Genomic DNA, 24,032 nt, shown 5'->3' on the forward strand with positions numbered 1-24,032 from the left:
AACCCACCCCCGCACGCACCCGTTGTCTGCCGTCGCCAGCCCCTCGCTGCTCGCCGGCCGGCTACCCCCAAACCGTCGTCCGCTCATTCGGAGGGACGATTGCTGCCCGCAGGAGGCTTTCCATGCAACGCCCGCTCGTGATTCTGACTCACATCGTTCACCCCGCCATCACCGAGGGTTTCCTTCCCGCCGCGCGCAAACGCGGGATACCGGTGGTGCTGATCAGCGACCACGCCCAGGCCCATAGGCGGGAACTGGCGTCGGCCGGTCATGCCGCCAAAGGCCTGGAAATCCTCGAGTGCGACGTGTTCAACCCGCTTGCCGTGATCGAGTTGATCAATGCCCATGGCCTGCGCCCCCTGGCCGTATTCTCCAACAGCGATCACCTGCAGACGGCCACCGCCCTGGTGGCAGAAACCTTCGGCTGCCCCGGCAAGGACTGGCACCTGTGCTACGCCGCCAAGAACAAGGCCGCGATGCGCGAGCGCATGCAGCAGCTCGGCCTTCCCAGTCCATGGTTCCACGTCCTCACCGCAGACGGGGCGGTGCCCGCCGATGCACCCTTCCCCCTGGTCGCCAAGCCCCGCGAGGGCGTCGCCAGCCTCGATGTGCGCCTGTGCCACAGCGCCGACGACCTGAGCGCCTACTGCGGGCAGTTCTGGCAACACAATCCCGGCCGTGCGCTGCTGCTGGAGGCCTACCTGGAAGGCCCGCTGTTCACCCTCGAAACCCTCGGCGACGGCCAGCGCCTGCGCGCCATCGGCGGCTTCGACGTGACCCTCTCCAGGCCTCCATATTTCGTCGAGCTGGCCGCACGCTGGAACGGCCCGCGCTGCCGCGAACACCGTACTGCGGCCCTGGCCCAAGTGGCTGCGTTCGGCATCAACTTCGGCGTCTGCCACAGCGAATTCATCCTCACTGCGCAGGGTCCTGTGCTGGTAGAGATCAACTACCGCAGCATCGGAGACGGCCGTGAGTTCCTCCTGGACCGCCTGCTGCCGCAAGGCTGGTTCGATCGCATCCTCGCCCTGCACCTGGGTGAGCCGCTGGCGGATGCCGAAGACAGCGCTGCCGACGCCCTGGTGCATTATCTGGTTGCCGAACGGGCCGGCCGCCTGGTCGAAGCCCCCGGCAGCTTCCAGCACGAGCATGACGGCCACTGGAGCGACTACCGTGCCCTGCATCAGCCTGGCGACGAGATCCGCCTCAGCAACTCCAACAAGGATTACCTCGGCGTACTGCGGCTGATCGCTCCCAACGCCGCCAGCCTGGACGCACGCCTGGCCGCCGCCTTGGCCGACCTGCGCTGGGTGCTGGCATGAGCCTCGTCGCTAGCAGCGCCGACAAGGCGTCGATCGCCCTGCGCATCATCGACTGCTGCCTGCGCGAAGACATCCGTGGCTTGCTCAGTCAGGGTCAGGTGCGCGACCTTCCAGCGGAGCTGGCCAACCAATGGCCGGGAGCCTCGGTGCAGGACTGGCTCTGCGTCAGCCATCTGGGCAGCGGCGAGCTCTGGCTGCCATTGCGCCGCGGCGGCCCTCTGCAAGCCTGGTGTGTGGAGCGCGATAGCTGGCTCTGGAAACAGCCGGATGGGGCGCGTGTCGAACAGGGCTATGATCGCTGGCTCGAACACCTCGGGCATGGCCTGGACGCCGAGAGCCTGGCGCTCTTCGCCGCCTACCGTGACGAAGCCGACTGCGCCGCCCTGCATCGCGGCCTCTGTCGCGAGGCCTACCAGGCGCAGGCAAGTAGCCTGGCCACCATGCTCGATGAACAATCCTGGGGCCAGCGGTTGCTCGGCATCGACCGCATCGCCAGCTACCTAGACCACCCCTTCTATCCCACCGCCCGCGCTAAGAGTGGCTTCGACCAGGCAGCCCTGCAGGGCTACGCGCCGGAATTCGCCCCGCGCTTCACCCTCAATTGGCTGGCCGTCCCGAAAAGCGATCTCAGACTCAGCAGCCCAGCGCCGGCCCATTGGCCGAGCTTCGGCGAACTCGGCCTGGACGTGGACCTGGCCACCAGTCATGTCCTGCTGCCGGTTCATCCGCTGACCTGGCCGATGCTGGAGCAATACGGCCTGCCCGCAGGCAGCCTCAAGGCCCCGCGCAGCGCCCTGCTGGTGGAACCGACGCTCTCCGTACGCACCATGGTTTGCGTGGAACACCCGCACTGCCACATTAAGCTGCCACTGCTGGTCAGCACCCTCGGCGCCCGCAACCTGCGGCTGATCAAACCGAGCACTTTGTACGACGGCCACTGGTTCCAGACCACCCTGCAAGCTCTCGCCGTACGCGACCCGGCCCTAGGCCAGCGCTACCTGCACGTCGATGAGCTGCATGGCGGGCACGCTGGGGAACACAAGCACCTGGCCTACATCGTCCGGCGCTACCCGGCCGAACTAGCCGAGGCTACCCTGGTACCGGTCGCCGCCCTGGCCAGCCCGCTACCGGATGGCCGGCTGTTCCTCGAAGCGCTGGTCGAGCGCTTCCATGCCGGCGACCTGCAGGCCTGGCTGAGCGATTACCTGGACCTGCTGCTGCAAGTGCATCTGCGCCTGTGGCTGCGATACGGCATTGCCCTGGAAGCCAACCAGCAGAACGCCGTGCTCATCCTGCAGAGCGGCCAGCCCATGCGCTTGCTGATGAAGGATAACGACGCCGCACGCCTCTGGCCCGAACGCTTCGCCCAGGCCTGCCCTGACCTCGCGAGCCTACCTGTCGCGCTACGTGACGAGCGCATCCGCGTGGCCGACAGTCAGCCGCTGGCGGAAATGTTCTGCACCATCACCCTGCAGCTGAACATGGTCGCCCCGCTGGAGGCGATCGCCGACGCCGGCTTGGCAGCGCGGGAAACGCTCTACGCGACCCTGCGCCAACGCCTGCTCGCCTGCATCGAGCAGCTGGAGGGCGAAGGCCTGGACTGCGGGGAGGCCCGACGCTTCCTGCTGGGCAGTCCGACCCTGCCGGTGAAGTACCTGCTGAGCGCCGGTAGCCTGTTCAGCAAGGCGCAGTCCGGGGCCCAGGACATCAACAAGTTCTATGGCTACAGCGCGGCAAATTTTCTGCTGGAGGTGCAACCATGCCGCGCCGACTGATTGCCAGCGTGCTGCTTGGCCACTACCTCTCCGCCTTCACTGCCCTGGGCATTCCGCTGTACCTGCCGCGCATCCTCGCCGATCTGGCGCCGGATACGCCGGCCTGGAGCATTGGCGTGCTGTTCATCCTGCCGACCCTATGCACCGCCCTGGCTGCGCCGCTCTGGGGCCAGCTGGCCGATCGTCATGGCTGCCGCCTGTCGCTGTTGCGCGCCCATGCGGGACTTTGCGCTGGATTCCTGCTGGCCGGCTTCAGCCCCAACCTCACGGTGTTTGTGCTGGCACTGGTGATCCAGGGCACCTTCGGCGGCGCCATGGCGGCATCCAATGCCTACCTGGCCACCCAGCTCAAGGACGGCAGCCTCTCCCGGGCATTGAACTGGACCCAGTATTCGGCACGGCTGGCGATGATCAGCGGGCCAATCCTGCTCGGCCTGCTCACGGCCAGCGGCATGGGTCTGGAGCTCTACCGGTCGCTGGCCTGGCTGCCGCTGCTGGCCTTCGTGCTGATCCTGCCGCTGCCGGCCGATTCGCCCCGGCGCCAGGCCGGCACCAAGGCCAAGGGCGAGCAACCTGGCCAACTGCCGGACGACCTGCAACGCCTGCTGGCGGTGCAGTTCCTATTCAGTTTCGCCATGGTGGTGACTTTCCCCTACTTCGTCCCCTACGGCGAAGCCCTGGGGCTGGGCAACGACGCCCTTATCGGTCTGCTCTACAGCCTGCCGCATCTGGTCTACCTGCTGGCCCTGCCGTGGGCCCAGCGCCAGGCCGCCAACCTGCTCCTGCCGGGACTCGGCCTATTAGCCCTAGCCAACGCCCTGCAGTTCTGGACCAGTCAGCCGGAGTCGCTGTTCGCGCTGCGCCTGCTTAGCGGCGCCGGCATGCTGCTTGGTTTCATCGGTCTGCATCGCTGCCTCAGCCAACGCAGCCGCCAAGGCAGTGCCGGGCGCCTGTTCGGCTGGTACGACTCCAGCGGCAAATGGGCCGGCGCCGCAGCCGGCGTCACCGCAGGTCTGGTCAGCCAGAGCTGCGGTATCGCGTCCCCCTTCCTGGTCGCCTGCCTGGCCGCCGTCGCGGCGCTGGTACTGGCGCGTCCCTTGCTCACCGCCACGCGGGAGATAACTGCATGAACCTTGCGAACAACCTGGCCACCCTCCACGAACGCACACTCGACGGCGACGCCCAGCACCACGCCATCGAATGCCTGATAAATTGCTATCTGCGCGAGTACGCCTTGCCCCGTGGCGAGGCCAGCCTCGACTCCCGGGATCACGACCTGCCGATGAGCCTTCGTCAGCTCGCTGGTCAGCGCGTGTGCATTCGCTTGCCGGCGGGACGCCTGGCCCTGCTGGCCGATCGCACAAGCGTGCTCGGCCGCTGCCGCTTTGTCAGCGCGCCCTACTACAAAGGCAACGGCAACGGCTGGCGTCCCCTTGGCGCCCTGGAGCTGGCGCGCCTGCTGATCGCCCCGCTGACCAGCGCCGAACGCCATGGTGAACTGGTACAACAGATCGGCAACAGCCTGCACATCACCCGCACTTTCCTGCGCCACGCCGTACCCGCCAACCAGCAACCGGAAGACAGCCTGTTGCGTTCGGAGCAGCACCAGATATGGGGCCACGCCCTGCACCCAACGCCCAAGAGCCGTGAGGGCGTCGCCCTCGACGCGCTGCTGGCGTGCTCACCCGAGGTGGGCGCCTGCTTCGCCTTGCATTGGTTCCGTGTCGACCCGATCCTCGTACGCCACCAGGGCAATGACCCGCGCGACACCCTGCGACAGCTCAGCGGCCGTGACGACCTCTACCCGTGCCACCCCTGGGAAGTACAGCGCATTCTCGCCAATCCGTTGGTGCAGCGGGCACAGTCGCAGGGGCTGATGGAGTACCTCGGCGCCCAGGGCCTGCCGCTTTACCCCACCTCATCGGTGCGTACCCTGTACCACCCGGATCTGGAGTATTTCCTCAAGTTCTCCGTGCACGTGCGGCTGACCAATTGCGTGCGCAAGAACGCCTGGTATGAGCTGGACAGCGCCGTTGCCCTGACCCGATTGCTGACGCCGGTCATGGACGAACTGGCCGAGGCCCGGCCGGGCTTCGAGCTGATGCCTGAGCCCGCCGCCAGTACACTCGACCTCAGCGCCCTGGGCGATCCCGAACAGGCCCGCGACGTCACCGAATGCTTCGGCATCCTCTACCGCAGTAACCTGGAGCTGGCGAGCCGCACCGCGTTCCAGCCGCAGGTGGCCATGGCCCTGTTCACCTGGGACCTGCACGGCCACAGCGTGTGCCGGCAGCGCGTCCGTCAGTGTGCTGAACGCCGTGGCTTGTCCCAGGCCAAGGCCACCCTGCTTTGGCTGGAGCGCTATGCCGACCTGCTGCTTGGCGGCGTATTGCACTGCCTGTTCCGCCATGGCGTGGTACTGGAGCCGCACCTGCAGAACACCGTCCTCGGCTTCGACGACGACGGCCTGCCCAGCCGCGTCTGGGTCCGTGACCTGGAGGGTACCAAGCTGGTCCCCGAGTATTGGCCGCAGGCACGCCTGGCGCACCTCGACGAGCGCACCCGCGCATCCCTCTACTACAGCGCCGACAAGGCCTGGAAGCGATTCGCCTACTGCGCCCTGGTGAACAACCTGGGCGAAGCGATCTTCCACCTCGCCGACGGCCAAGCCGCACTGGAGCAACGTCTGTGGCAGCGTGTCGGCCAGCAGCTGGAGCAGCTCTGCGAGGACCTCGGCCAGCCGGAGCAATTGCTCGATCTGTGCGCCGGTGCGGCACTGCCTAGCAAGGAAAATTTCATGACCCGCCTGATGCAGCGCGCCGACCGCGACGCCGGCTACACCACCCTGCCCAACCCCTTCTTCGGAGCCCGCCCATGAGCCTTCCCCAGCGCATCACCGATGCCATCGACGAGCTGCGCGAGAAAGCCCGCGACCCGCTCTGTGCCTACCTGTACGACCTGCCGGCCTTGGAGCAGCGCGTGCGTGCCATGCGCGCCGTGCTACCCGCGGGCTGTGAACTCTTCTACGCTGCCAAAGCCAACCCGGAAGTACCCATCTTGCGCACCCTGGCACCGCTGGTCGATGGTTTCGAGGCCGCTTCCGGCGGCGAACTGGCCTGGCTGCATGAGCACTGCCCGAACCAGCCGCTAATCTTCGGTGGCCCCGGCAAGCTCGACAGCGAACTGGAAGCCGCGCTGGACTGCCGGATCGACGCCTTCCATGTGGAAAGCGTGCACGAATTGCGCCGCCTCGCGCGGCTCGCCGCAGTACGCGGCCTTCGCGCCCCAGTGCTGCTGCGGCTCAACCTCAAGCTGGCCGAGGCACCGGACAGCCGCCTGGTAATGGGCGGCAAGCCCACGCCCTTCGGCCTCGATGAAGACGCGCTGGACGAAGCCTTGGCACTGCTGCGCCAGGAACCTGCCCTGGAGCTCAAGGGCCTGCATTTTCACCTGCTCTCCCACCAGTTGGACGTGGCGGCCCACCTGCAACTGATCCGTGCCTACTGCCAAGCCTTCCGCCGCATCTGTCGTGAGCAAGATATGCAGCTTCCGCTACTGAACGTGGGCGGTGGCATGGGCATCAACTACCAGGACCCGGCAGGCTCCTTCGACTGGCCCCGCTTCTGCCAGGGCCTGACCGAGGTACTGGCGGAGGAAGGCATGGCGGACACCCGTGTCCGCTTCGAGATCGGCCGCTTCATCAGCGCTGCCTGTGGCTACTACGTGATGCAGGTGCTCGACATCAAACGCAACCACGGCCAGTACTTCGCCGTGGCCCGCGGCGGCACCCACCACTTCCGCACCCCGGCGGCCCAGGGCCACGACCACCCCTTCGTGGTGCTGCGCGGGGGTCGGGTACCGGAACTGCGAGGTCAGCCCATCACCCTGGTTGGCCAGCTATGCACGCCAAAGGACGTATTGGCACGCCAGCAGCAAATAAGCGAACTCGCGGTCGACGATCTGCTGGTGTTCACCCACGCCGGCGCCTACGCCTGGAATATCTCCCACCAAAAATTTCTGATGCATGAGCCACCGCAAATGATCTTCCTGGCCGAGTAAGGATCGGTATGTGAACGGACAGGCATTGACCGGAAGCAGACGACAGCAAGAGGCCAGTAGCAAATGCCCGTCATTTGATGCCTCTAGCTGCCATTGGTCGATGTGATGAACGGAGAGTGCACAGCCTGGTGGGAGGGCTATACCGGTTAAGCCGTATTCGTCCTCCACTGCCGGCCGGGCGCCAGCTACGGATCTGCTAATGCATCAGGGCATTGCACAAAGTTTGCAAACGAAGCTTTGCAAGGTGCTGCCTCGTTGCCTGATTCAATGCTCGGCTGACCCTACGGGCGATCTGACGGTCGTGGCGAAACCGCTGGAGGGGATGAGGGCTGGGTCATCACGGGCTTCAATGCCAAAGACCTTGCCACGCCGGCAGCGCTCGACCAGGCCGTTTGGGAAATCTACTGGGAGATTCGGGAAGGCCTCAGGGAACAGTGAGGCCGCCACGGGAGAGAACCATGGCGGCCCCTGAGACGTTCAAGATCATGCGCCAATGAAAGTGATCCTGAATGCCCACTCGAAAGTAATCCTGCTCCACGCTGTGGACGATTCAATGTGTAAGGCCTGTCTATTTGCCCTGAGTATTGCAAATGCACGATGTAGACCTTCCCAATCTGCTTGGCTACGTAATCTCCGAAGTGCTCGATGCTGGGAATCTGATGCTGGCGGAGTGGGCTCGCCCTAAAGGGCCACGACGTCGCAAAGGGAAGTCGGTCGTCGATACTGAAATCGAATGGCAATTGCGGGATGCCTTGAAAGAGGCACTTGAGTGCAATTTCTGGGGCAGAGCCACGGGATATGTATTGACTGGCGATCCATGGTGCTGGGTAGTTAATCCCAATGATGGCAGCAACGATTTCCTCAAGGGTCGGATGGTCTCGACCATCTCTGTGGGGCTGCTGTACGAAGGTGTGCCCGTGTTGGGGGTGGTGTATGCCCCTATCACAGACGAGTTCGGTCCCGACTGCATCGCCTGGGCTGAGGGACTACCGCACTTGCTGCGCAATGGTCACGAAGTACGCAATGACCTGAGTGAGCAAAATTTGTCCGCAGGAAGCGCCGTCCTGGTAGGCACGACCGTTCTTCAGCCCTACTTGAAGACGGAGCTCTGTGCACCTGGCCAATGCATGGCGATGACGAGCATCGCCTACCGTCTTGCCCTCACGGCTGCTGGCGATGCAGTGTGTGCCATCTCGTTGGATGCTTTGTCTGCACACGACGTTGTGGCAGGGCACGCGCTACTGCGTGCGTGTGGCGGGGTCCTGCTGAACCAGGATGGGCAGGCAATTACGTACGGCACTGAAGCAACCATGATCACTGCCTCGCAGCATTGTCTGGGTGGCGCACCGCAAGCCTGCGCAGTGCTACTGCATCGCGAATGGATTACTTAGGAGCGCAACCAGTCCTTGCGCAGCAGCCAGGCCGCATTTCCGATTTGCAGGATGCCGCATTCTTGTCCTCCGTGTGAGCGAGGATAAGAATGCGGTATCCCGTACAAACGGCGTTAATGGTCAGAAGGAGCCGGTAGCGAAGGGCTGCCTCGCATACTCACGAGACAGTCCAAAGCTGATCCACCCTCGTCGTAAAGCTCTGACTCATCAGCTCCCGCCTCATCCCCCAGTCCGGCGCCACGGGCACCCCGCCCGGCCGGACTGTCCCCTTCCCCCATCGCACATTGATGGCATCCATCACCGCCATAGCCTTGCTCGCCCGCTCCGGCTGGACGGGCGCGAACAGATCGCCGGTGAACTCGCCCGGCTGGCGTAGATCCAGGAGCAGCACCTCGGCCTTGCTGAAGGCGAAGCCGGCCCGATAGACCAGCTCCAGCCCCTCGCAGGCAGCCTTGGTGATCAGCCGAGTGTCATCGGTGGGGTACGGCAGCTCGACGGCGACGCCCTTGGCGAACTTGGGTTCGTCCGGATTGAACATGCCGGTGCGGATGCTCACTCGCACCTGCTTGCACATCGAGCCCTGGGCCCGGAGCTTTTCGCATGCCCGGGCAGCATAGGTGGCCACCGCCTCGCGAATGGGCGCCAGGTCATGCAGGCGCTTGCCAAACATCCTGCTGCAGCAGATCTCCTGCTTGCGCGGGGCAGCGTCCTCCAGCTCCAGGCAGGCGACTCCTCGCAGCTCGCGCGCAGTCTTCGGGGAGATCGTCGACCCCACAAAATGAGAGGGGTTACGGAAACGATGTAAAAGTTACGGAAATGATCCGCTAGTGGGGAAAAGAAAAAACCCCGTAGATTTTTGATCTACGGGGCTTTTTAGATGGAGGCCGAAGTCGGAATCGAACCGGCGTACACGGATTTGCAATCCGCTGCATGACCACTCTGCCATCCGGCCTAACAATAACGCCGCTTGCGGCGGCGTCATCGCGTGAAACTGGAGCGGGAAACGAGACTCGAACTCGCGACCCCGACCTTGGCAAGGTCGTGCTCTACCAACTGAGCTATTCCCGCTTTGTCGTGTTGACGGGCGCCATTCTATAGATTCATGAACAGCCGTCAACCCCTTGATTCAAAAAACTTTTATTTTTCCTTCGGGTCGGTGCTGAGGTGCGGCAAAGCGGCTAGCAGGTAGTGCAGCATGGACCAGAGGGTAAGTGCGGCAGCGAGGATCAGCAGGAAATATCCAACGCCGACCCAGAAGGTGAGCAGCGGCGGATTGGCCAGAAGAATGACCAGCGCCACCATCTGCGCCGCAGTCTTCCATTTGCCCAGGTTGGACACCGCAACATGGGCACGCGCACCTAGCTCCGCCATCCACTCACGCAGGGCCGACACCACGATCTCGCGACCAATGATGGTGGCAGCAGGTAGCGTCAGCCAGAGGTTGTGGTGCTCTTCCACCAGCAGCACCAGCGCTACCGCCACCATCAGCTTGTCAGCCACCGGATCGAGGAAGGCACCAAAGGGCGTGCTTTGCTGCCAACGCCGCGCCAGGTAGCCATCGAACCAGTCGGTGACCGCCGCGATGGCAAAGACTGCACTGGCTGCCAGATAGCTCCAGGAGAACGGCAGATAGAAAAGCAGGATGAAGACGGGAATGAGCAGTACGCGCAGAACGGTGAGCAGGTTAGGAATATTCATCGTTACGGCTGGTTCTGAAGGAAGGCCGCATTCTACTCGCTGTGCAGAGCGGCATAAATCGACTCAGCAAGCTTTTTGCTGATGCCCGGTGCCTTGGCGATCTCTTCGATGCTCGCGCGGCTGAGTTCCTGCAGTCCGCCAAAGTGCTTGAGCAACTCGCGGCGTCGCTTGGGCCCTACTCCAGCCACGTCTTCCAGGCTCGAGGTACGCCGCGCTTTGCCACGCCGGGCGCGGTGGCCGGTGATGGCAAAACGGTGAGCCTCGTCGCGAATCTGCTGGATCAGGTGCAAAGCGGGAGAGTCCGCTGGCAGCGTGAACTCGTGCGCAGCATCGTTCAGGTAGAGCGTTTCGAAACCGGGCTTGCGAGTCACGCCCTTGGCGACGCCGAGCAGAATCAGCTCCGGCACGGCCAGTTCCTTCAATACTTCCTGGGCCATGGCCAACTGACCCTTGCCGCCATCCACCAGCAGGATATCGGGCAGCTTGCCTTCCCCGTCCTTGAGCTTGCCGAAGCGGCGCGAGAGCGCCTGGTGCATGGCGGCGTAGTCGTCACCCGCGGTGACGCCCTCGATGTTGTAGCGTCGATAGTCCGACTTCAGTGCGCCCTCAGGGCCGAAGACTACGCATGACGCGACAGTGGCCTCACCACTGGAATGGCTGATGTCGTAGCACTCCAGGCGCTGCGGCGCTTCATCCAGACCGAGGGCCTCGGCCAAGGCTTCGAAGCGAGCCGCAGTGTGCTGCCGGTTGGCCAGGCGCGCGGCCAACGCTTGCTCCGCGTTGGTGACTGCCAGCTGTTGCCAGCGTGCGCGCGTGCCACGCACCCGATGACTGATGTCCAGCTCCCGACCACGTAATTCGGCCAGTGCTGCGATCAGTGTCGGGAAGTCTTCATGGGTTGCATTGACGATGAGTTCGCTGGGCAGATCGCGCTCCTGGTTGCCCAGGTAGTACTGGGCGATGAACGCCACCAGCACGTCCGCAGATTCTTCTTCGATGCCGACCTGGGGGAAGAAATTCTTGCTGCCCAGCACACGTCCACCGCGAACGCTGATCAGGTGGACACAAGCACCGCCCGGCGTCGCGATGGCAGCGACTACGTCGATATCGCCGGTGCCGCCTTCCATGCTTTGCTGGTCCTGCACCCGCCGCAGGATGGCAATCTGGTCGCGAAGCTCGGCCGCGCGCTCGAAATCGAGTTTCTGTGCCGCCCCTTCCATTGCCGTGGACAGCTCCTGGGTCAGCGCATTGCTACGCCCTTCCAGGAACATCACGGAGTGCCGCACGTCTTCGGCGTATTCCGCCGGGTCCACCAGTGCAACGCAGGGTGCCTTGCAGCGCTTGATCTGGTACTGCAGGCAAGGCCGGGTGCGGTTCTTGTAGTAGCTGTCTTCACACTGACGGACCAGGAAAGCCTTCTGCAGCAGGTTGAGGCTTTCGCGGATGGCACCGGCACTGGGATAAGGACCGAAATAGCGGCCCTTCTTCTTTTTCGCGCCCCGGTGGATGCTGAGTCTCGGAAAGTCGCCATCGCTCAGGTGCACATAGGGATAGGACTTATCGTCCCGCAGCAGGATGTTGTAAGGCGGCCGCCATTCCTTGATGAGCGTCTGCTCCAGCAGGAGCGCTTCAGTCTCATTGGCGGTAATGGTGGTCTCGACCTGGACGATCCGCGCCACCAGGGCTGCGGTCTTGGGCGCCAGCCCGGTCTTGCGGAAGTAGCTGGCGAGACGCTTCTTCAGGTTCTTCGCCTTGCCCACATAAAGCAGCTTGCCGCCCGCATCGAGCATCCGGTAAACACCCGGACGACCGCTGCAGGCGGCTAGGAAAGCACTTGCGTCGAAGGAGTCGGACATCTTAGCTGACGGCGTCTACCATGCCGTGCCGAACGGCCAGCAACGCCAACTCGACATCGCTGGAAATCGAAAGCTTGTCGAAGATTCGATAGCGGTACGTATTCACCGTCTTCGGCGACAGGCAGAGCTTGTCCGAAATGCTCTGCACCTTTTGGCAGTTGGCGATCATCAGGGCGATCTGAATTTCGCGCTCTGAAAGCAGATCGAATGGAGAGCCGCTGGCCTGGGGCTGAAAGGACTTGAGCGCCAATTGCTGGGCGATCTGTGGGCTGATGAACCGATGCCCTGCGAAGACCTGGCGAATCGCCTGGATCATCTCTTCCAGGGCCGCGCCCTTCGTCAGGTAGCCGGCCGCACCGGCCTGTAGCAGACGAGTCGGGAAGGGATCTTCCTCACAGGCAGTCACCGCGACCACCTTGATGTCGGTGTGGCTGCGCAGAAGCTTGCGAGTAGCCTCCAGACCGCCGATGCCTGGCATCTTGACGTCCATGAGGACGACATCGGGCTTGAGTTCCCGTGCTTTCTTGAGTGCTTCCTCACCGCTATCGGCCTGCCCTACCACCTGCAGGCCATCGATATCGGCCAGCATGCGGGTAATCCCCGTTCTTACTAGATCGTGGTCATCGACCACCAGCACCCTAATCAAGCGACACCTCTTCAGTGCATCGCGCGCTGCCTGGGGCAGCAAGCTTGTTCAAATGAAGCTCACATTAGCAAATGACCAGAGATTGACCTAGCTCCAGTTTCAACACACGTCAAAGGAGCAGCGCCAATTTCTCAACCGAGAAATACCAGACAGAGATCGAATCAGATACTGAATGTGGGAAGAATCCGAATAAATACAGATGATTACGCGCTATTCAGGATGTGGATGATAAGAAAAGCGGGCACGGAATGCGAGGGTGTCCCTGTAAAGCCAGGGACACCCTCGAATTCGTCACGAGGTTGCTACCCATTCGCGATCGACGTGGTTCAACGTGGCAAGGATGTGCTGCGGTCCGGTCAGTGCAGGTGCCATGGTCCAGCGTTCGTAACTGTCGTTCCCCATGCGCACGAGCCCGGTGTGACTGGTCAGATTGCGATCGACCTCGGGATCGATATCGTAGAAGCCCAGGCTGAAGCGAATGGCCTCGATGTCTTCGGGCGCTCCGGTAAGGAATTCCCAGCCCCGACCGACGTGGTACTTCTCGACATAGGCCTTGAGCACGTCGGGCGTATCAAGCAATGGCTGCAGGGTAATGGAGTGCATGAACACACTGTGCCCCACCCGGTCACCCAGCAGTTGCTGGAACTGGCGCAGGTTTGCCGTCATGGTCGGGCATTTGCCGGTGCATTGCGTGTACATCATGTTGAAGGTGACAACCTTGCCGCGAATGAGGTCGTCATAAAACCGCACCCTGCGGCCCTCGTGGGTATAAAGCGTGACATTGGGAAAGGGAATTGCCCCCGCCCCTTTTGCATAGGCGGTTTCGACCATCCCATCGCCGCCGCGCATGGCTGCCCAACCAGCCAGCAAGGTAGCCGCACCACCCATTCCAGCCAGCATCTTTCTTCGCGTGTTCATCATGATTCCTCCCACCTCGAAAATGCTCCGCAATCGGCCTCAGACGATGTCCCAACGCAGCATCATCGAATGGTCCTCGTGGATCAGGTTGTGGCAGTGCATGGGGTACTTGCCCTTGTAGTCGCGGAAACGCAGGAATATCCGCAACGTGGTGAACGGCTCGACCACATAGACATCCTTGCGCCCTTGCTCATGGGGCGGGATGGGCACGCTGACACCCCTGACGAGCTTCTGCAGGATTCGTCCTTCTTCGAAATGGATGTGAATGGGGTGGCTCCAGCCATCATCGACGTTGGACAGCTCCCAGATCTCATACCCGCCCTTGGGAATCTGTGCCCTCGCCACATTCACATCGACGAACAGCTTGTTGATCGCCCACATGCCCCTGTCGCGCTCGAAGATCCAGCGACGAACCGGCGCCGTGTCGATCTCGGCCTGGGTAATCACTGGCAACGGCCGCAGAGTTGCCGGCACCCGACTCAGATCCTGGGCTGGCGCATAACGATCGACGACTATCTTCAGCACGCGATCGCCCGGATCCTTGATGTCCTTGGGACGACGGGTTTCGATCTGACGCATGCGGTTGACCAGATAGAGCTGCGTACCGATCACATACTTCGAGAAATCGACCACTATGTCCGCGCGCTCGGCAACGCCCAGCGTCACGTTGGTCTGATTGAGCAGCGGTGCCGGGAACAGGTTTCCGTCATTGGAGATGTGAGTGAACTTCTGCATCACGTTGGTCGGTGACACCAGAGCGAAATTATAGAAACGGCTCGGGCCCGTGTTCAGCAAGCGGAAACGGTACTTGCGGGCGGCCACCCGCAGAACCGGTTCGATTCGGCCATTCACCGCCACCTTGTCGCCCAGCACCCCTTCCGGATTGACCTGGTCGTAGAACAGCCTGCCGTTCGCATCGAAACGCCGATCATTGAAGTTCAGCGGGTAGTCGTACGGATAGCTCGGCAGGCGCAGCGCATTGGGATTCGGATCGGCCTCATTTCCCGAATCCAGCTCATCGAACATGCAGTAGAACCCCGCCAGCCCGAGGTAGAGGTTGGGTGCGGTGAAGTCCAGCGTGTGATCGTGATAGAACAGCGTGCCGAGGGCTTCGGTAGGGTCTCCGACCAGGTCCTGACGTGCTTCGAACCCCGCCTTCACGTTCGAGTACAGGTGATCCTTGAATCTGCCGTTGGCCGAGAGCGTCGGGCCATGTTTGGTGGGGCTGTAATAGTCACCCGGGAAACCATCGCTCTCCGATCCGCAATGCAGGTTATGCAAGTGAGTCGAGATCTCCGGCGTACCGAAGCCCACATGGTTCTGCGGCAGCTTGTTATGGATACGACAGATCAGCGGGCGCCCATAGCGTGCAAAGAACGTCGCGCTGGGCATGCTGTGGTCCGGATTGCTATTGGCCTGGTAGCCCCAGATCCGCTGCGGTGGATAGGACGGGCTGTAGACCCAGTCATTTCGCTCCGTGGCACTGATCTCGTAAAGCAATGCACCCGGCCCGAACTGCGCCCAGCGCTGGTGAGGGTTGCGCCCTGCCTCGCCTCCGGCAACGTTGGCAACCTCAGTAGGTGGCGGACTCAGTGACGATACCGGGCCCGCCGGAGTGATCTGCGTCGGCAGTTCGTGGGCCCAGGGAACGGTTGGTGGACTTGGCGGGAATACCGGTGGCGCAGTTTCAGCTCGCACCTTCGTACCCGTCATCAGCAGAGGCGCCGCCATCGTCGCTGCTGTCAGTTTCAGAAATTTCCTTCTCCCCTCGCCGTCAGCCTGTTCCTCAGACCGACCTGTCGCGTGCTCGCAGTCAGGGCGTTTCATGACTCTCTCCAGTTGCTGGCCCTAAACACTGGACGGACGCCTTATGGCGTCTCTAGAGGAACTGCACCAGTGAATATCTGGGCTGTTTGAGCGTTTACTCGTTCTTGTTTAGCGCCGCATAACGTCAATAACCTGACTAAAGTGCAGATGTTTCAAAATGTAAATGCCAATGGTCATCCGATTGACGCGCCCGTCTGACAGCGATGAAACGCCCGAGATAGAGCGGCTGGAGAGATAGGGAGGGAGACAGCCAAGCCGCCACTCAGGGATGAGCGGTCAAACACTTGCGCTGAAGGGCTGGAAATGTAACGAAATCGAGAAAACTCCCGCGCCCAGAAGCCCGGGAACGAGTCGCATGACGAATGCTTGGCGACATGAAAGCGACCCTCGAAATGATCCGTATCGAGATCCAGGTTGCGGGGTCGGCAAGGTCCAGCTATCAAAAATGTTCCACTTCTACCTACACAAGGAGTTCCACCATGAGTGCACGCTTCTCGGTGAAAAGGGTCCCGAATGTTCAGGCCAGAGGGATCAGAAATGGTGAAGTTCTCGGAGGAACAGCGCTGGATGCCTATTGGTACCGGATTATCGACCGGGCCACCGGCAACTTTGTCGGCGACAAGCATCAGGAAGAAGCCGTGGCGATAGGCGAATGCCAGAGGCTGAACACCAGAACCTGAAGCGCCCAAAACGAAACTGGGGGCCGCTCTTTCGAGGCGGCCCCCAGTACCTTCTGTTTCCAAGGGTTCCAGAACGCTGCATCGTCGTCAAAAAAGGGAATTTCTTCGCAAAGTTTTCGGCGGCTGGTTCATGGGCGGGCCCACGCGCACGCCATCAGATTGGCAAGACGAAAAGTGGCTGGGGAGCAGGTGGTGCACGGTTGGGCGATGGGGGCATGACGACCGCAATGGCGCTCGAAAACACCCGACGTACCCCACTAGAGTCGAGCCCTCCAAAGTTGACAATTTAGCAACCTCGCCCTAAGGTTGCTAAAACATCAACAAGGACGGACATGCACGTTTTCAAGAAGAAGGCTTTCACTGATGCATGTGAGCAGTACCCCGTGAAAGCAACGAGCATCATGGAAATCTTCAAGGTCCTGGACAAATCCACCGCCCGCACCCCGCTGGAGCTCAAGGCGACCTTGTCATCACTGGGCAATTTCACCCACCGACCCAACTGGTGGGTGATCGACATAGGCGGCAACGAACTGCGACTGATCGCCGCCATCGATTTCGAGAAGCAACGGATCTTCGTCAAACACATCTTCAACCACGCCGAGTACGACAAGGCCAACAAGTGGTACCGAAGCCCCAAGAACACAGGAGTCATGCCATGAGCGCCGTCGCCATCGACTACGCCCCGACTGCCGGCATCCACGAACTGGCGGAGCACCTCAAGAAATTCCAGTGCAGTCTCGAGCGCGCTGGCGGCACCATCATCCAGAGCATCACCAGCGAAGCTGAGTACGACCGCGCCCTGGCACTGCTAGACGAACTCACCGAAGTAGCCGAGCAAACCCCGCAAACCGAGCGTCTGGTCGACCAGCTCTGCCTGGCCATCAAACGCTATGAGGACACCGCCCCCCAGTTCGCCGAGTTCAATGCCGGCGTGGCGGCCATCACCGGCGTACAGATGCTGAAGTTCCTGATGGCTCAGAACCACCTCACCGGTTCTGACCTGCCAGAGATCGGCGACAAGACCGTGGTATCTCGCACCCTCAATGGAAAGCGCACCCTGAGCAGCACGGATATCCAGGCACTGTCGAAGCGCTTCCATGTAGAGCCGGGCGTGTTCTTCCCAGTGGCCTAAGCCTCTCAATGCCAGGCACAGGCCCCGCGGGGCCTGCGCCGAAGTTTCAAGGACACTGCCATGAAATGCCCCAGCCTGCGGCCAGGCTGACCTGGTACACGACGTTCGTGAAATGCCCTACACCAGCAAAAGCGAGATCAGGTGAAGCGCTTGGCCTGGGAGGATATAGACCTGGTCGCCGGCACCGCCCTATTCCGGCGGGCCAGGGTGCGGAGCAAGTACAAGGTCACCAAGACGCGTCGATCAACGCGAGAAGTTCGGCTGTTGGCCCCTGCGCTCAGGGCGCTGCAAGCCCAAGCGAAACTGACAGGTAACCTGAAACCGGTAGAGATCGAGGTGACGAAGCGGGACAGCCGGACAATCCGGCGTCAGAAGGTGCGTTTCGTCTTCCACAACGGCGGTACCGGCCAGCCCTATTCGACCTCGGACAACCTGCGTAACGGCTGGTGGAAGACTCACCTGAAGAAGGCCGGTGTGCGCTATCGCGACCCAGACCAGTGCCGGCACACCTTCGCCAGCCAGATCCTCAGCAGCAGCGTGGCCTCACCCGAGTGGATTGCCGACCAGCTGGGGCACAGCTCCACCGCCATGGTCTTCAAGCACTACGCCAAGTTCATTAGCAAAGACGGCCCCGATATCGTAGGCATGCTGAATCGCGCCCTGGACCTCTAAAACGACACTGGGGGCCTCTCTTTCGAGAAGGCCCCCAGTGGTCTATTGTTCCCAAAGTGTTCCCCAAACGCTCCAATTTGGCGTTTTCTGGAAAACTTTCCCTTTGAAATCAATATGTTAGATGGCGGAGGCGGTGAGATTCGAACTCACGGAAGAGTCTCCCCTTCGGCGGTTTTCAAGACCGCTGCCTTAAACCACTCGGCCACACCTCCGCTTGCGCGGGGCGCCATAGTACCGGAACGCAACACGCTGTCAAACTCTTGCAATAGGCGCCTTCCACGCCTCTGTTAATATCCAGCTCTGACCAAGGTCACGGAAACCAAATCGGGAGTGTCGCGATGAACGAACAGAATTATGCCCTCAACCCTGCGCAGGCTGAGCAGCTTGAAGTCAGCCGCGTGCTGCGCAATACGTACGGGCTGCTGGCCCTGACGCTGGCGTTCAGCGGCCTGGTCGCCTACGCAACCCAACAGATGCGCGTGCCATATCCCAGCATCTTCGTGGTGCTGATCGGTTTCTACGGCCTGTTCTTCCTGACCGTGAAACTGCGCAACTCCGCCTGGGGCCTGGTCTCCACCTTTGCCCTCACCGGCTTCATGGGCTACACCCTGGGTCCGATCCTCAACATGTATCTCGGGATGCCCAACGGCGGTGAAGTGGTGAGTTCCGCCTTCGCCATGACCGCCCTGGTATTCTTCGGTCTATCCGCCTATGTGCTGACCACCCGCAAGGACATGAGCTTCCTCGGTGGTTTCATCACCGCCGGTTTCTTCGTCCTGATCGGCGCCATGCTGGTAAGCATCTTCTTCAATATCAGCGGCCTGCAATTGGCGATCAGCGCCGGCTTCGTAGTGTTCTCGTCGGTCTGCATCCTGTTCCAGACCAGCGCCATCATTCACGGCGGCGAGCGCAACTACATCATGGCCACCATCAGCCTGTACGTATCGATCTACAACCTGTTCATCAGCCTGCTGCAGTTGATTGGTGTATTCAGCAGCAACGATTGATTGCCAATGCTCCTCGGACTAGCCCGCTTCGGCGGGCTTTTTTCTGTCCGGGCGGGCAAAAGGGCGCGTCTGGCCGTATCATTCCAGCAGTTTTCCATTCGCCCGAGCGACCATGAAATTCGCCATTGCCCTGTTCGCCCCGCCCCATTCGCCCTCCTCCCGGCGCGCCCTCCGCTTCGCTGAGGCCTGCCTTGACGGGGGCCATGAAATCGTCCGGTTGTTCTTTTATCAGGAGGGTGTGCACAGCGCTTCCGCCAATGCCGTTGCCCCCCAGGATGAGCCGAACCTCGCCGCCGAATGGAGCGCTTTCGTGCGCAAGCACCAGCTGGATGGCGTCGTCTGCATCGCCGCGGCACTCCGCCGTGGCGTGCTGAATGCGGAAGAAGCGCGGCGTTATGAAAGAACCGCGGCCAATCTGGCCGAAGGCTGGGAGCTATCCGGCCTGGGACAACTGCATGAAGCCGCGCAGATAGCCGATCGACTGGTCAGCTTCGGAGGCAACTGAAATGAAGTCCATGCTTATCATCAGTCGCCAGGCCCCCTGGAGCGGTCCCGGAGCGCGCGAGTCCCTGGATATCGCGCTCGCGGGAGGCGCGTTCGACCTGCCACTCGGACTGCTGTTCCTTGATGACGGGGTGTTCCAGCTCGCATCCAACCAGCAGCCGGCAACACTCCAGCAGAAGGACCTGACCGCCAATCTCCAGGCCCTGCCGCTGTTCGGCGTCGAGTCGCTTTTCGCCTCCGCGCGCAGCCTTCAGGAGCGCGGCCTGGACGGCGCTGCCCTGAACCTGACCGTGGAGGTCCTCGACGATAGCGCCCTGACTTCCCTTATCGACCGTTATGACCAGGTGCTCACACTCTGATGGCCACCCTGCACGTTCTCTCCCACTCCCCTTTCTCCGACAGCCGCCTCGGAAGTTGCCTCCGCCTGCTGGGCCCCACTGACGGACTGCTACTTAGTGGCGATGCTGTTTACGCGCTGCAACCTGGCAGCCTGACTCGCCAGGCGCTGGAGCTGATGCCGGACTCGATTGCCCTGCACGCGCTTGCGGAAGACTTGCAAGCTCGAGCCCTGACCGGCCTTCCGGCGCGCTTGAATGCCGTGGATTATCTGGCATTCGTGGAGCTCTGCTGCCACTACGACAAGGTGAACAGCTGGCTATGAGCGACTTGGTAATAGACGGGCGCAGCATCCCGCTGGACAAGGATGGCTATCTCCAGGAGCTGAGCGACTGGAGCCCTGCCGTGGCCAATGCCCTAGCCGATCTTGAGGAGTTGGCCCTGCAGCCGGAGCACTGGGAGATTCTCGATCTGCTCCGCGGTTTCTATGCCGAATTCCAGCTGTCCCCCGCGAACCGCCCCCTGGTCAAGTACGTTGCGCAGAAACTGGGCCCGGAAAAGGGCAACAGCCTGCACCTGAATCGCCTGTTCAAGGGCGCCCCTGCCAAGCTTGCCGCCAAGCTCGCCGGACTACCCAAGCCGACCAATTGCCTATGAATCTCGTCACCCCACCGGAACATCCCTTTGCCCAGTTCGTGCGCATCCTCGGAAAAGGCAAGCGCGGCGCTCGTAATATGACCCGAGAGGAAGCCCGCGAAGCCATGGGCATGCTTCTCGACGGCGAAGTTGAAGACACCCAGCTCGGTGCCTTCCTCATGCTGCTGCGACACAAGGAAGAGAACGCCGAAGAACTCGCGGGCTTCACCGAAGCGTTCCGTCAACGCAATCAGGCGCCACCTATCCAGGTGGACCTGGACTGGCCGAGCTACGCCGGCAAGAAACGTCACTTGCCGTGGTACCTACTGGCAGCCAAGGCGTTGGCCGACAGCGGCGTGCGCATTCTCCTGCACGGCGGTGGCGCCCATACGGCCGGTCGCATGTACAGCGAGCAATTGCTCGATCTGTTGGACATTCCGCTATGCCGGGACTGGGAGCAGGTCGCTGTAGCCCTCGACAAACGCCGTCTGGCCTTCATTCCCCTGGGTTCATGGGCGCCGCAATTGCAGCGAATGATCGATCTGCGCAACACCCTTGGCCTGCGCTCTCCCATCCACTCCCTGGCACGCATCCTCAACCCGCTCGATGCGCGCTGCGGCCTGCAGAGCATCTTCCATCCCGGCTACCAGGCGGAACACCGTGAAGCCAGCCGTCTACTCAACGACCACGCGATTGTGATCAAGGGTGAAGGTGGCGAGATCGAGGTCAATCCGGACGCTGCCTGCCATCTCTACGGCACCGTCAACGGCGAGGCATGGGATGAGGAATGGCCAGCACTTTCCCCCCTCCGGCACGTGAAGCCGGAAAGCCTGGACCCCAACCACCTGGTTGCCGTCTGGCAGGGCAAGAGCGGCGATGAATACGGCCTCCTGGCAATACGCTCCACCATGGCGCTGGCCTTGCGAGGCATGGGCATGGAACGCGAACAGGCCTTCGAGGAAGCCGATCGGATCTGGGCGCTCCGCCAGATATCGATTTAGTCGATAACCAATCCCATCAATTTGCGCTTTTCCATCGATAGCTTGTCGCTAGACTGGAATCCGAACTCAACTTCGGAGACCGATCATGGGCTTGCTGATCGATGGAAAGTGGCATGACAAGTGGTACGACACCGCCAAGGATGGGCGTTTCCAGCGCGAGAGCGCGCGTCGGCGAAACTGGATCACAATCGATGGATCACCAGGCCCGTCAGGTGTCGGGGGCTTCCCGGCAGAATCCGGCCGCTATCACCTCTATGTATCCCTCGCCTGCCCCTGGGCCCATCGGACCCTGATCTTCCGAAAGCTCAAGGGTCTGGAGTCGTTGATCGACGTCTCAGTGGTCAGTTGGCTGATGCTGGAACAGGGCTGGACCTTCGACCCGGAATTCGGCTCCACCGGCGACAAACTGGACGGATTCGAATTCCTGCACCAGCGCTACACGCAGGACACTCCCGACTACAGCGGTCGGGTGACGGTGCCACTGCTCTGGGACAAGCGCACCGGACGCATCGTCAGCAACGAATCCTCCGAAATCATCCGGATGTTCAACAGCGCTTTCGACCCTCTCACCGGCAATACCCTGGATTTCTATCCGGAAACGCTGCACGACGAGATCCACGCACTCAACGAGCGCATCTACCCGGCGATCAACAACGGCGTCTATCGAGCAGGCTTCGCCACGACCCAATCCGCCTACGAAGAAGCCTTTCAGGTGTTGTTCGATGAGTTGGACCAACTGGACGCGCTACTGGAAACACGACGCTATCTAACTGGCGAGCGGATCACCGAAGCGGACTGGCGACTCTTCACCACGTTGATTCGTTTCGACGCCGTCTACCACGGACACTTCAAGTGCAACCTGCGGCGCCTCGAGGATTACCCGAACCTCTCAGGCTGGCTGCGTGAGCTGTACCAGTGGCCTGGCGTTGCTGAAACGGTGAACTTCACCCACATCAAGCACCACTATTACGCCAGCCATCGCACCATCAATCCCACAGGCGTAGTGCCGCTGGGTCCAGCACAGGATTTCAGCCGCCCACATGGTCGTGGGCACCTGAAGGCACTGCCTGTAGCAACGACGGCTCAGACGCCCGCCTGAGCCCCTTCGAACCAGGCCAGCTTGTCGCGCAGGGTCACGACTTCACCCACGATCACAAGGGTAGGCGCATGGACCTCGTGCTCCGCCACCAGTTGCGGCAGGTTGGCCAGGGTGCCGGTGAAGACGCGCTGGCGGCTGGTGGTGCCCTGCTGCACCAAGGCAGCAGGAGTATCGGCGGCGCGGCCATGCGCGACCAGTTGCTCGCAAATCAGCGGAAGGCCCACCAGTCCCATGTAGAACACCAGGGTCTGGCCCGGGGAGACGAGGTCTGCCCAGGGCAGGTCGCAGCTTCCATCCTTGAGGTGACCAGTCACGAAGCGCACCGATTGCGCATAGTCCCGGTGGGTGAGCGGGATACCGGCGTAGGCGGCGCAGCCGGAGGCAGCGGTAATACCCGGCACGACCTGGAAGGGAATTCCCTCGGCCGCCAGTTCTTCGATCTCCTCGCCTCCACGGCCGAAGATGAAGGGGTCACCACCCTTGAGGCGTAGCACCCGCTTACCCAGCTTGGCCTGTTCGATCAGCAAGCGATTGATCTCGTCCTGCGGCAGCGCATGGTCGGCACGACGCTTGCCGACATAGATGCGTTCGGCGTCCCGACGGCAGAGCTCGATGATGGGCGAGGCAACCAGGCGGTCGTAAAGCACGACATCCGCCTGCTGCATGAGGCGCAAGGCACGGAAGGTCAGCAGGTCCGGGTCTCCCGGCCCAGCGCCCACCAGATACACCTCACCCAATGCCTTGGGCGCGCCGCCAGCTACTCGCTCGGCCAGCAGACGCTCGGCTTCGGCGCCCTGCCCGGCCAGCATGCGTTCGGCCACCGGCCCTTGAAACACTTCTTCCCAGAACACGCGTCGCTGCTGCACATCCGGGAGAAGCACCTTTACCTGGTCGCGAAACTTCTTCGCCAGGCCAGCCAACTGGCCGTAGGCGGCAGGAATCCAGGTTTCGATCTTCGCGCGAATCAATCGCGCCAGTACGGGGGCGTCACCCGCACTTGATACGGCAACGATCAGCGGAGAGCGATCGACGATGGCGGGAAAGATCACGCTACAAAGCTTGGGAGCGTCCACCACGTTGACGGGAATGCCACGCGCCTGGGCCTGCGCCGACACTTCCGCGTTCAGCGCCGTGTCGTCGCCGGCAGCGATAACCAGCACACAGGCGTGCAGATCCGCCTCCTGATAACCGCGCAGATGCGACTCGCCGGCGCTCTGCTCGACCATATCCAGCAGCTGCGCATCGATTTCCGGCGCCACGACTCGCAGCCGAGCCCCCGCGTCGGCGAGCAGGCGCGCCTTGCGCAGGGCCACCTCGCCCCCACCGACCACGAGCACCTTACGCCCTTGAAGATTGTGGAACAGCGGGAGGAAATCCATAGCAGCGCCTTCTAGCAGTAACGGGTGGAAGTAGAGCTTGAACGGTCACCGCCCGCGTGCAGCCAGGCTACGACGCGGGCGGTGGGGCTTTCCA

General features: G+C 62.0%; 23 protein-coding genes, 3 tRNA genes and 1 pseudogene. 17 read left to right on the forward strand and 10 right to left on the reverse strand.

Annotation, left to right across the window (positions count from 1 at the left end; translation table 11 throughout):
• Window positions 1-122: 122 nt before the first annotated feature.
• From DM872_RS04640 to DM872_RS04665, 6 genes are all read left to right on the forward strand, one after another.
• On the forward strand, window positions 123-1,322 hold the full coding sequence (locus DM872_RS04640) for an ATP-grasp domain-containing protein (protein WP_179058361.1): 1,200 nt from the start codon (window positions 123-125) through the stop codon (window positions 1,320-1,322).
• Entirely contained in the window at window positions 1,319-3,097 is a 1,779-nt protein-coding gene (locus tag DM872_RS04645; protein ID WP_179058362.1) for an IucA/IucC family protein, read from the forward strand. The genes DM872_RS04640 and DM872_RS04645 overlap by 4 nt, the downstream gene beginning before the upstream one ends.
• The gene (locus DM872_RS04650; RefSeq protein ID WP_179058363.1) at window positions 3,082-4,227 is read left to right on the forward strand and encodes an MFS transporter; all 1,146 of its coding nucleotides are present in this window, start codon (window positions 3,082-3,084) and stop codon (window positions 4,225-4,227) included. Before DM872_RS04645 ends, DM872_RS04650 begins: the two co-directional genes overlap by 16 nt.
• Window positions 4,224-5,975: an IucA/IucC family protein gene (locus DM872_RS04655; protein WP_179058364.1), complete on the forward strand. Its 1,752-nt coding sequence runs from the start codon at window positions 4,224-4,226 to the stop codon at window positions 5,973-5,975. Before DM872_RS04650 ends, DM872_RS04655 begins: the two co-directional genes overlap by 4 nt.
• Complete coding sequence (locus tag DM872_RS04660) at window positions 5,972-7,156, forward strand: type III PLP-dependent enzyme (RefSeq protein ID WP_179058365.1); 1,185 nt, start codon at window positions 5,972-5,974, stop codon at window positions 7,154-7,156. Before DM872_RS04655 ends, DM872_RS04660 begins: the two co-directional genes overlap by 4 nt.
• 590 nt (window positions 7,157-7,746) lie before the next feature.
• Window positions 7,747-8,547 (forward strand): inositol monophosphatase family protein, encoded by an 801-nt coding sequence (locus DM872_RS04665; protein ID WP_179058366.1) that lies wholly within the window; start codon window positions 7,747-7,749, stop codon window positions 8,545-8,547.
• 157 nt (window positions 8,548-8,704) lie between these two features.
• Here DM872_RS04665 and DM872_RS04670 read toward each other — a convergent pair.
• From DM872_RS04670 to DM872_RS04705, 8 genes and pseudogenes are all read right to left on the reverse strand, one after another.
• Window positions 8,705-9,316 (reverse strand): annotated as a pseudogene (locus tag DM872_RS04670) (DinB/UmuC family translesion DNA polymerase); the annotation flags it as partial.
• 109 nt (window positions 9,317-9,425) lie between these two features.
• Window positions 9,426-9,499 (reverse strand) — tRNA-Cys (locus tag DM872_RS04675).
• A 40-nt stretch (window positions 9,500-9,539) separates the two neighbouring features.
• A tRNA-Gly gene (locus tag DM872_RS04680) sits at window positions 9,540-9,615 on the reverse strand.
• Between the two features lie 69 nt (window positions 9,616-9,684).
• Window positions 9,685-10,245, reverse strand: coding sequence for a CDP-diacylglycerol--glycerol-3-phosphate 3-phosphatidyltransferase (pgsA, locus tag DM872_RS04685; protein WP_077526549.1), 561 nt, complete (start codon window positions 10,243-10,245; stop codon window positions 9,685-9,687).
• A 32-nt stretch (window positions 10,246-10,277) separates the two neighbouring features.
• Entirely contained in the window at window positions 10,278-12,101 is a 1,824-nt protein-coding gene (uvrC, locus tag DM872_RS04690) for an excinuclease ABC subunit UvrC (protein ID WP_179058367.1), read from the reverse strand.
• Between the two features lies 1 nt (window position 12,102).
• Window positions 12,103-12,747: a response regulator transcription factor GacA gene (gene gacA, locus DM872_RS04695; RefSeq protein ID WP_077526547.1), complete on the reverse strand. Its 645-nt coding sequence runs from the start codon at window positions 12,745-12,747 to the stop codon at window positions 12,103-12,105.
• Between the two features lie 291 nt (window positions 12,748-13,038).
• Entirely contained in the window at window positions 13,039-13,668 is a 630-nt protein-coding gene (locus tag DM872_RS04700; protein WP_306296687.1) for an SCO family protein, read from the reverse strand.
• 36 nt (window positions 13,669-13,704) lie between these two features.
• Window positions 13,705-15,492, reverse strand: coding sequence for a multicopper oxidase family protein (locus DM872_RS04705; protein WP_256873289.1), 1,788 nt, complete (start codon window positions 15,490-15,492; stop codon window positions 13,705-13,707).
• A 479-nt stretch (window positions 15,493-15,971) separates the two neighbouring features.
• Between DM872_RS04705 and DM872_RS04710 the strand changes: the two genes are divergently transcribed.
• The 4 genes from DM872_RS04710 to DM872_RS04725 all read left to right on the forward strand — a co-directional run bounded on the left by DM872_RS04710 (window position 15,972) and on the right by DM872_RS04725 (window position 17,976).
• On the forward strand, window positions 15,972-16,172 hold the full coding sequence (locus DM872_RS04710; RefSeq protein ID WP_179058368.1) for a hypothetical protein: 201 nt from the start codon (window positions 15,972-15,974) through the stop codon (window positions 16,170-16,172).
• A 383-nt stretch (window positions 16,173-16,555) separates the two neighbouring features.
• Window positions 16,556-16,831 (forward strand): type II toxin-antitoxin system HigB family toxin, encoded by a 276-nt coding sequence (locus DM872_RS04715; RefSeq protein WP_373273679.1) that lies wholly within the window; start codon window positions 16,556-16,558, stop codon window positions 16,829-16,831.
• Entirely contained in the window at window positions 16,828-17,304 is a 477-nt protein-coding gene (locus tag DM872_RS04720; protein WP_179058370.1) for a helix-turn-helix domain-containing protein, read from the forward strand. Before DM872_RS04715 ends, DM872_RS04720 begins: the two co-directional genes overlap by 4 nt.
• 141 nt (window positions 17,305-17,445) lie before the next feature.
• On the forward strand, window positions 17,446-17,976 hold the full coding sequence (locus tag DM872_RS04725; RefSeq protein ID WP_373273680.1) for a tyrosine-type recombinase/integrase: 531 nt from the start codon (window positions 17,446-17,448) through the stop codon (window positions 17,974-17,976).
• A 122-nt stretch (window positions 17,977-18,098) separates the two neighbouring features.
• Here the strand turns inward: DM872_RS04725 and DM872_RS04730 are convergent.
• A tRNA-Ser gene (locus tag DM872_RS04730) sits at window positions 18,099-18,188 on the reverse strand.
• 126 nt (window positions 18,189-18,314) lie between these two features.
• Here DM872_RS04730 and DM872_RS04735 point away from each other — a divergent pair.
• From DM872_RS04735 to DM872_RS04765, 7 genes are all read left to right on the forward strand, one after another.
• The gene (locus DM872_RS04735) at window positions 18,315-18,983 is read left to right on the forward strand and encodes a Bax inhibitor-1/YccA family protein (protein ID WP_179058371.1); all 669 of its coding nucleotides are present in this window, start codon (window positions 18,315-18,317) and stop codon (window positions 18,981-18,983) included.
• A 112-nt stretch (window positions 18,984-19,095) separates the two neighbouring features.
• Window positions 19,096-19,488: a sulfurtransferase complex subunit TusD gene (tusD, locus tag DM872_RS04740; protein ID WP_179058372.1), complete on the forward strand. Its 393-nt coding sequence runs from the start codon at window positions 19,096-19,098 to the stop codon at window positions 19,486-19,488.
• A 1-nt stretch (window position 19,489) separates the two neighbouring features.
• Window positions 19,490-19,846: a sulfurtransferase complex subunit TusC gene (tusC, locus tag DM872_RS04745; RefSeq protein ID WP_179058373.1), complete on the forward strand. Its 357-nt coding sequence runs from the start codon at window positions 19,490-19,492 to the stop codon at window positions 19,844-19,846.
• On the forward strand, window positions 19,846-20,148 hold the full coding sequence (tusB, locus tag DM872_RS04750; protein WP_179058374.1) for a sulfurtransferase complex subunit TusB: 303 nt from the start codon (window positions 19,846-19,848) through the stop codon (window positions 20,146-20,148). Before tusC ends, tusB begins: the two co-directional genes overlap by 1 nt.
• Window positions 20,145-20,480 carry a TusE/DsrC/DsvC family sulfur relay protein gene (locus DM872_RS04755; RefSeq protein ID WP_179058375.1) on the forward strand — a complete coding sequence of 112 codons (336 nt, stop codon included), beginning with the start codon at window positions 20,145-20,147 and terminating at the stop codon, window positions 20,478-20,480. Before tusB ends, DM872_RS04755 begins: the two co-directional genes overlap by 4 nt.
• Window positions 20,477-21,460: a glycosyl transferase family protein gene (locus DM872_RS04760; protein ID WP_179058376.1), complete on the forward strand. Its 984-nt coding sequence runs from the start codon at window positions 20,477-20,479 to the stop codon at window positions 21,458-21,460. Before DM872_RS04755 ends, DM872_RS04760 begins: the two co-directional genes overlap by 4 nt.
• A gap of 85 nt (window positions 21,461-21,545) precedes the next feature.
• A complete protein-coding gene (locus DM872_RS04765; protein ID WP_179058377.1) occupies window positions 21,546-22,559 on the forward strand; it encodes a glutathione S-transferase family protein in 1,014 nt (337 codons plus the stop codon).
• Here the strand turns inward: DM872_RS04765 and cysG are convergent.
• Window positions 22,544-23,938: a siroheme synthase CysG gene (gene cysG, locus DM872_RS04770; protein WP_179058378.1), complete on the reverse strand. Its 1,395-nt coding sequence runs from the start codon at window positions 23,936-23,938 to the stop codon at window positions 22,544-22,546. The genes DM872_RS04765 and cysG overlap by 16 nt on opposite strands.
• Window positions 23,939-24,032: the final 94 nt, after the last annotated feature.

The organism is Pseudomonas taiwanensis (assembly GCF_013393345.1).
In the GTDB taxonomy this organism is placed as follows: Bacteria; Pseudomonadota; Gammaproteobacteria; order Pseudomonadales; family Pseudomonadaceae; genus Metapseudomonas; species Metapseudomonas resinovorans_C.

Bases quoted from the DNA above. Each gene is read 5' to 3' on its own strand.
- DM872_RS04645 (WP_179058362.1), top strand. From the start codon at position 1,319: ATGAGCCTCGTCGCTAGCAGCGCCGACAAGGCGTCGATCGCCCTGCGC.
- DM872_RS04640 (WP_179058361.1), top strand. From the start codon at position 123: ATGCAACGCCCGCTCGTGATTCTGACTCACATCGTTCACCCCGCCATC.
- DM872_RS04655 (WP_179058364.1), top strand. From the start codon at position 4,224: ATGAACCTTGCGAACAACCTGGCCACCCTCCACGAACGCACACTCGAC.
- DM872_RS04735 (WP_179058371.1), top strand. From the start codon at position 18,315: ATGAACGAACAGAATTATGCCCTCAACCCTGCGCAGGCTGAGCAGCTT.
- tusB (WP_179058374.1), top strand. From the start codon at position 19,846: ATGGCCACCCTGCACGTTCTCTCCCACTCCCCTTTCTCCGACAGCCGC.
- DM872_RS04720 (WP_179058370.1), top strand. From the start codon at position 16,828: ATGAGCGCCGTCGCCATCGACTACGCCCCGACTGCCGGCATCCACGAA.
- DM872_RS04755 (WP_179058375.1), top strand. From the start codon at position 20,145: ATGAGCGACTTGGTAATAGACGGGCGCAGCATCCCGCTGGACAAGGAT.
- pgsA (WP_077526549.1), bottom strand. From the start codon at position 10,245: ATGAATATTCCTAACCTGCTCACCGTTCTGCGCGTACTGCTCATTCCC.
- DM872_RS04660 (WP_179058365.1), top strand. From the start codon at position 5,972: ATGAGCCTTCCCCAGCGCATCACCGATGCCATCGACGAGCTGCGCGAG.
- DM872_RS04710 (WP_179058368.1), top strand. From the start codon at position 15,972: ATGAGTGCACGCTTCTCGGTGAAAAGGGTCCCGAATGTTCAGGCCAGA.
- uvrC (WP_179058367.1), bottom strand. From the start codon at position 12,101: ATGTCCGACTCCTTCGACGCAAGTGCTTTCCTAGCCGCCTGCAGCGGT.
- DM872_RS04765 (WP_179058377.1), top strand. From the start codon at position 21,546: ATGGGCTTGCTGATCGATGGAAAGTGGCATGACAAGTGGTACGACACC.
- DM872_RS04705 (WP_256873289.1), bottom strand. From the start codon at position 15,492: ATGAAACGCCCTGACTGCGAGCACGCGACAGGTCGGTCTGAGGAACAG.
- DM872_RS04700 (WP_306296687.1), bottom strand. From the start codon at position 13,668: ATGATGAACACGCGAAGAAAGATGCTGGCTGGAATGGGTGGTGCGGCT.
- DM872_RS04650 (WP_179058363.1), top strand. From the start codon at position 3,082: ATGCCGCGCCGACTGATTGCCAGCGTGCTGCTTGGCCACTACCTCTCC.
- tusC (WP_179058373.1), top strand. From the start codon at position 19,490: ATGAAGTCCATGCTTATCATCAGTCGCCAGGCCCCCTGGAGCGGTCCC.
- tusD (WP_179058372.1), top strand. From the start codon at position 19,096: ATGAAATTCGCCATTGCCCTGTTCGCCCCGCCCCATTCGCCCTCCTCC.
- cysG (WP_179058378.1), bottom strand. From the start codon at position 23,938: ATGGATTTCCTCCCGCTGTTCCACAATCTTCAAGGGCGTAAGGTGCTC.
- DM872_RS04665 (WP_179058366.1), top strand. From the start codon at position 7,747: ATGCACGATGTAGACCTTCCCAATCTGCTTGGCTACGTAATCTCCGAA.
- DM872_RS04760 (WP_179058376.1), top strand. From the start codon at position 20,477: ATGAATCTCGTCACCCCACCGGAACATCCCTTTGCCCAGTTCGTGCGC.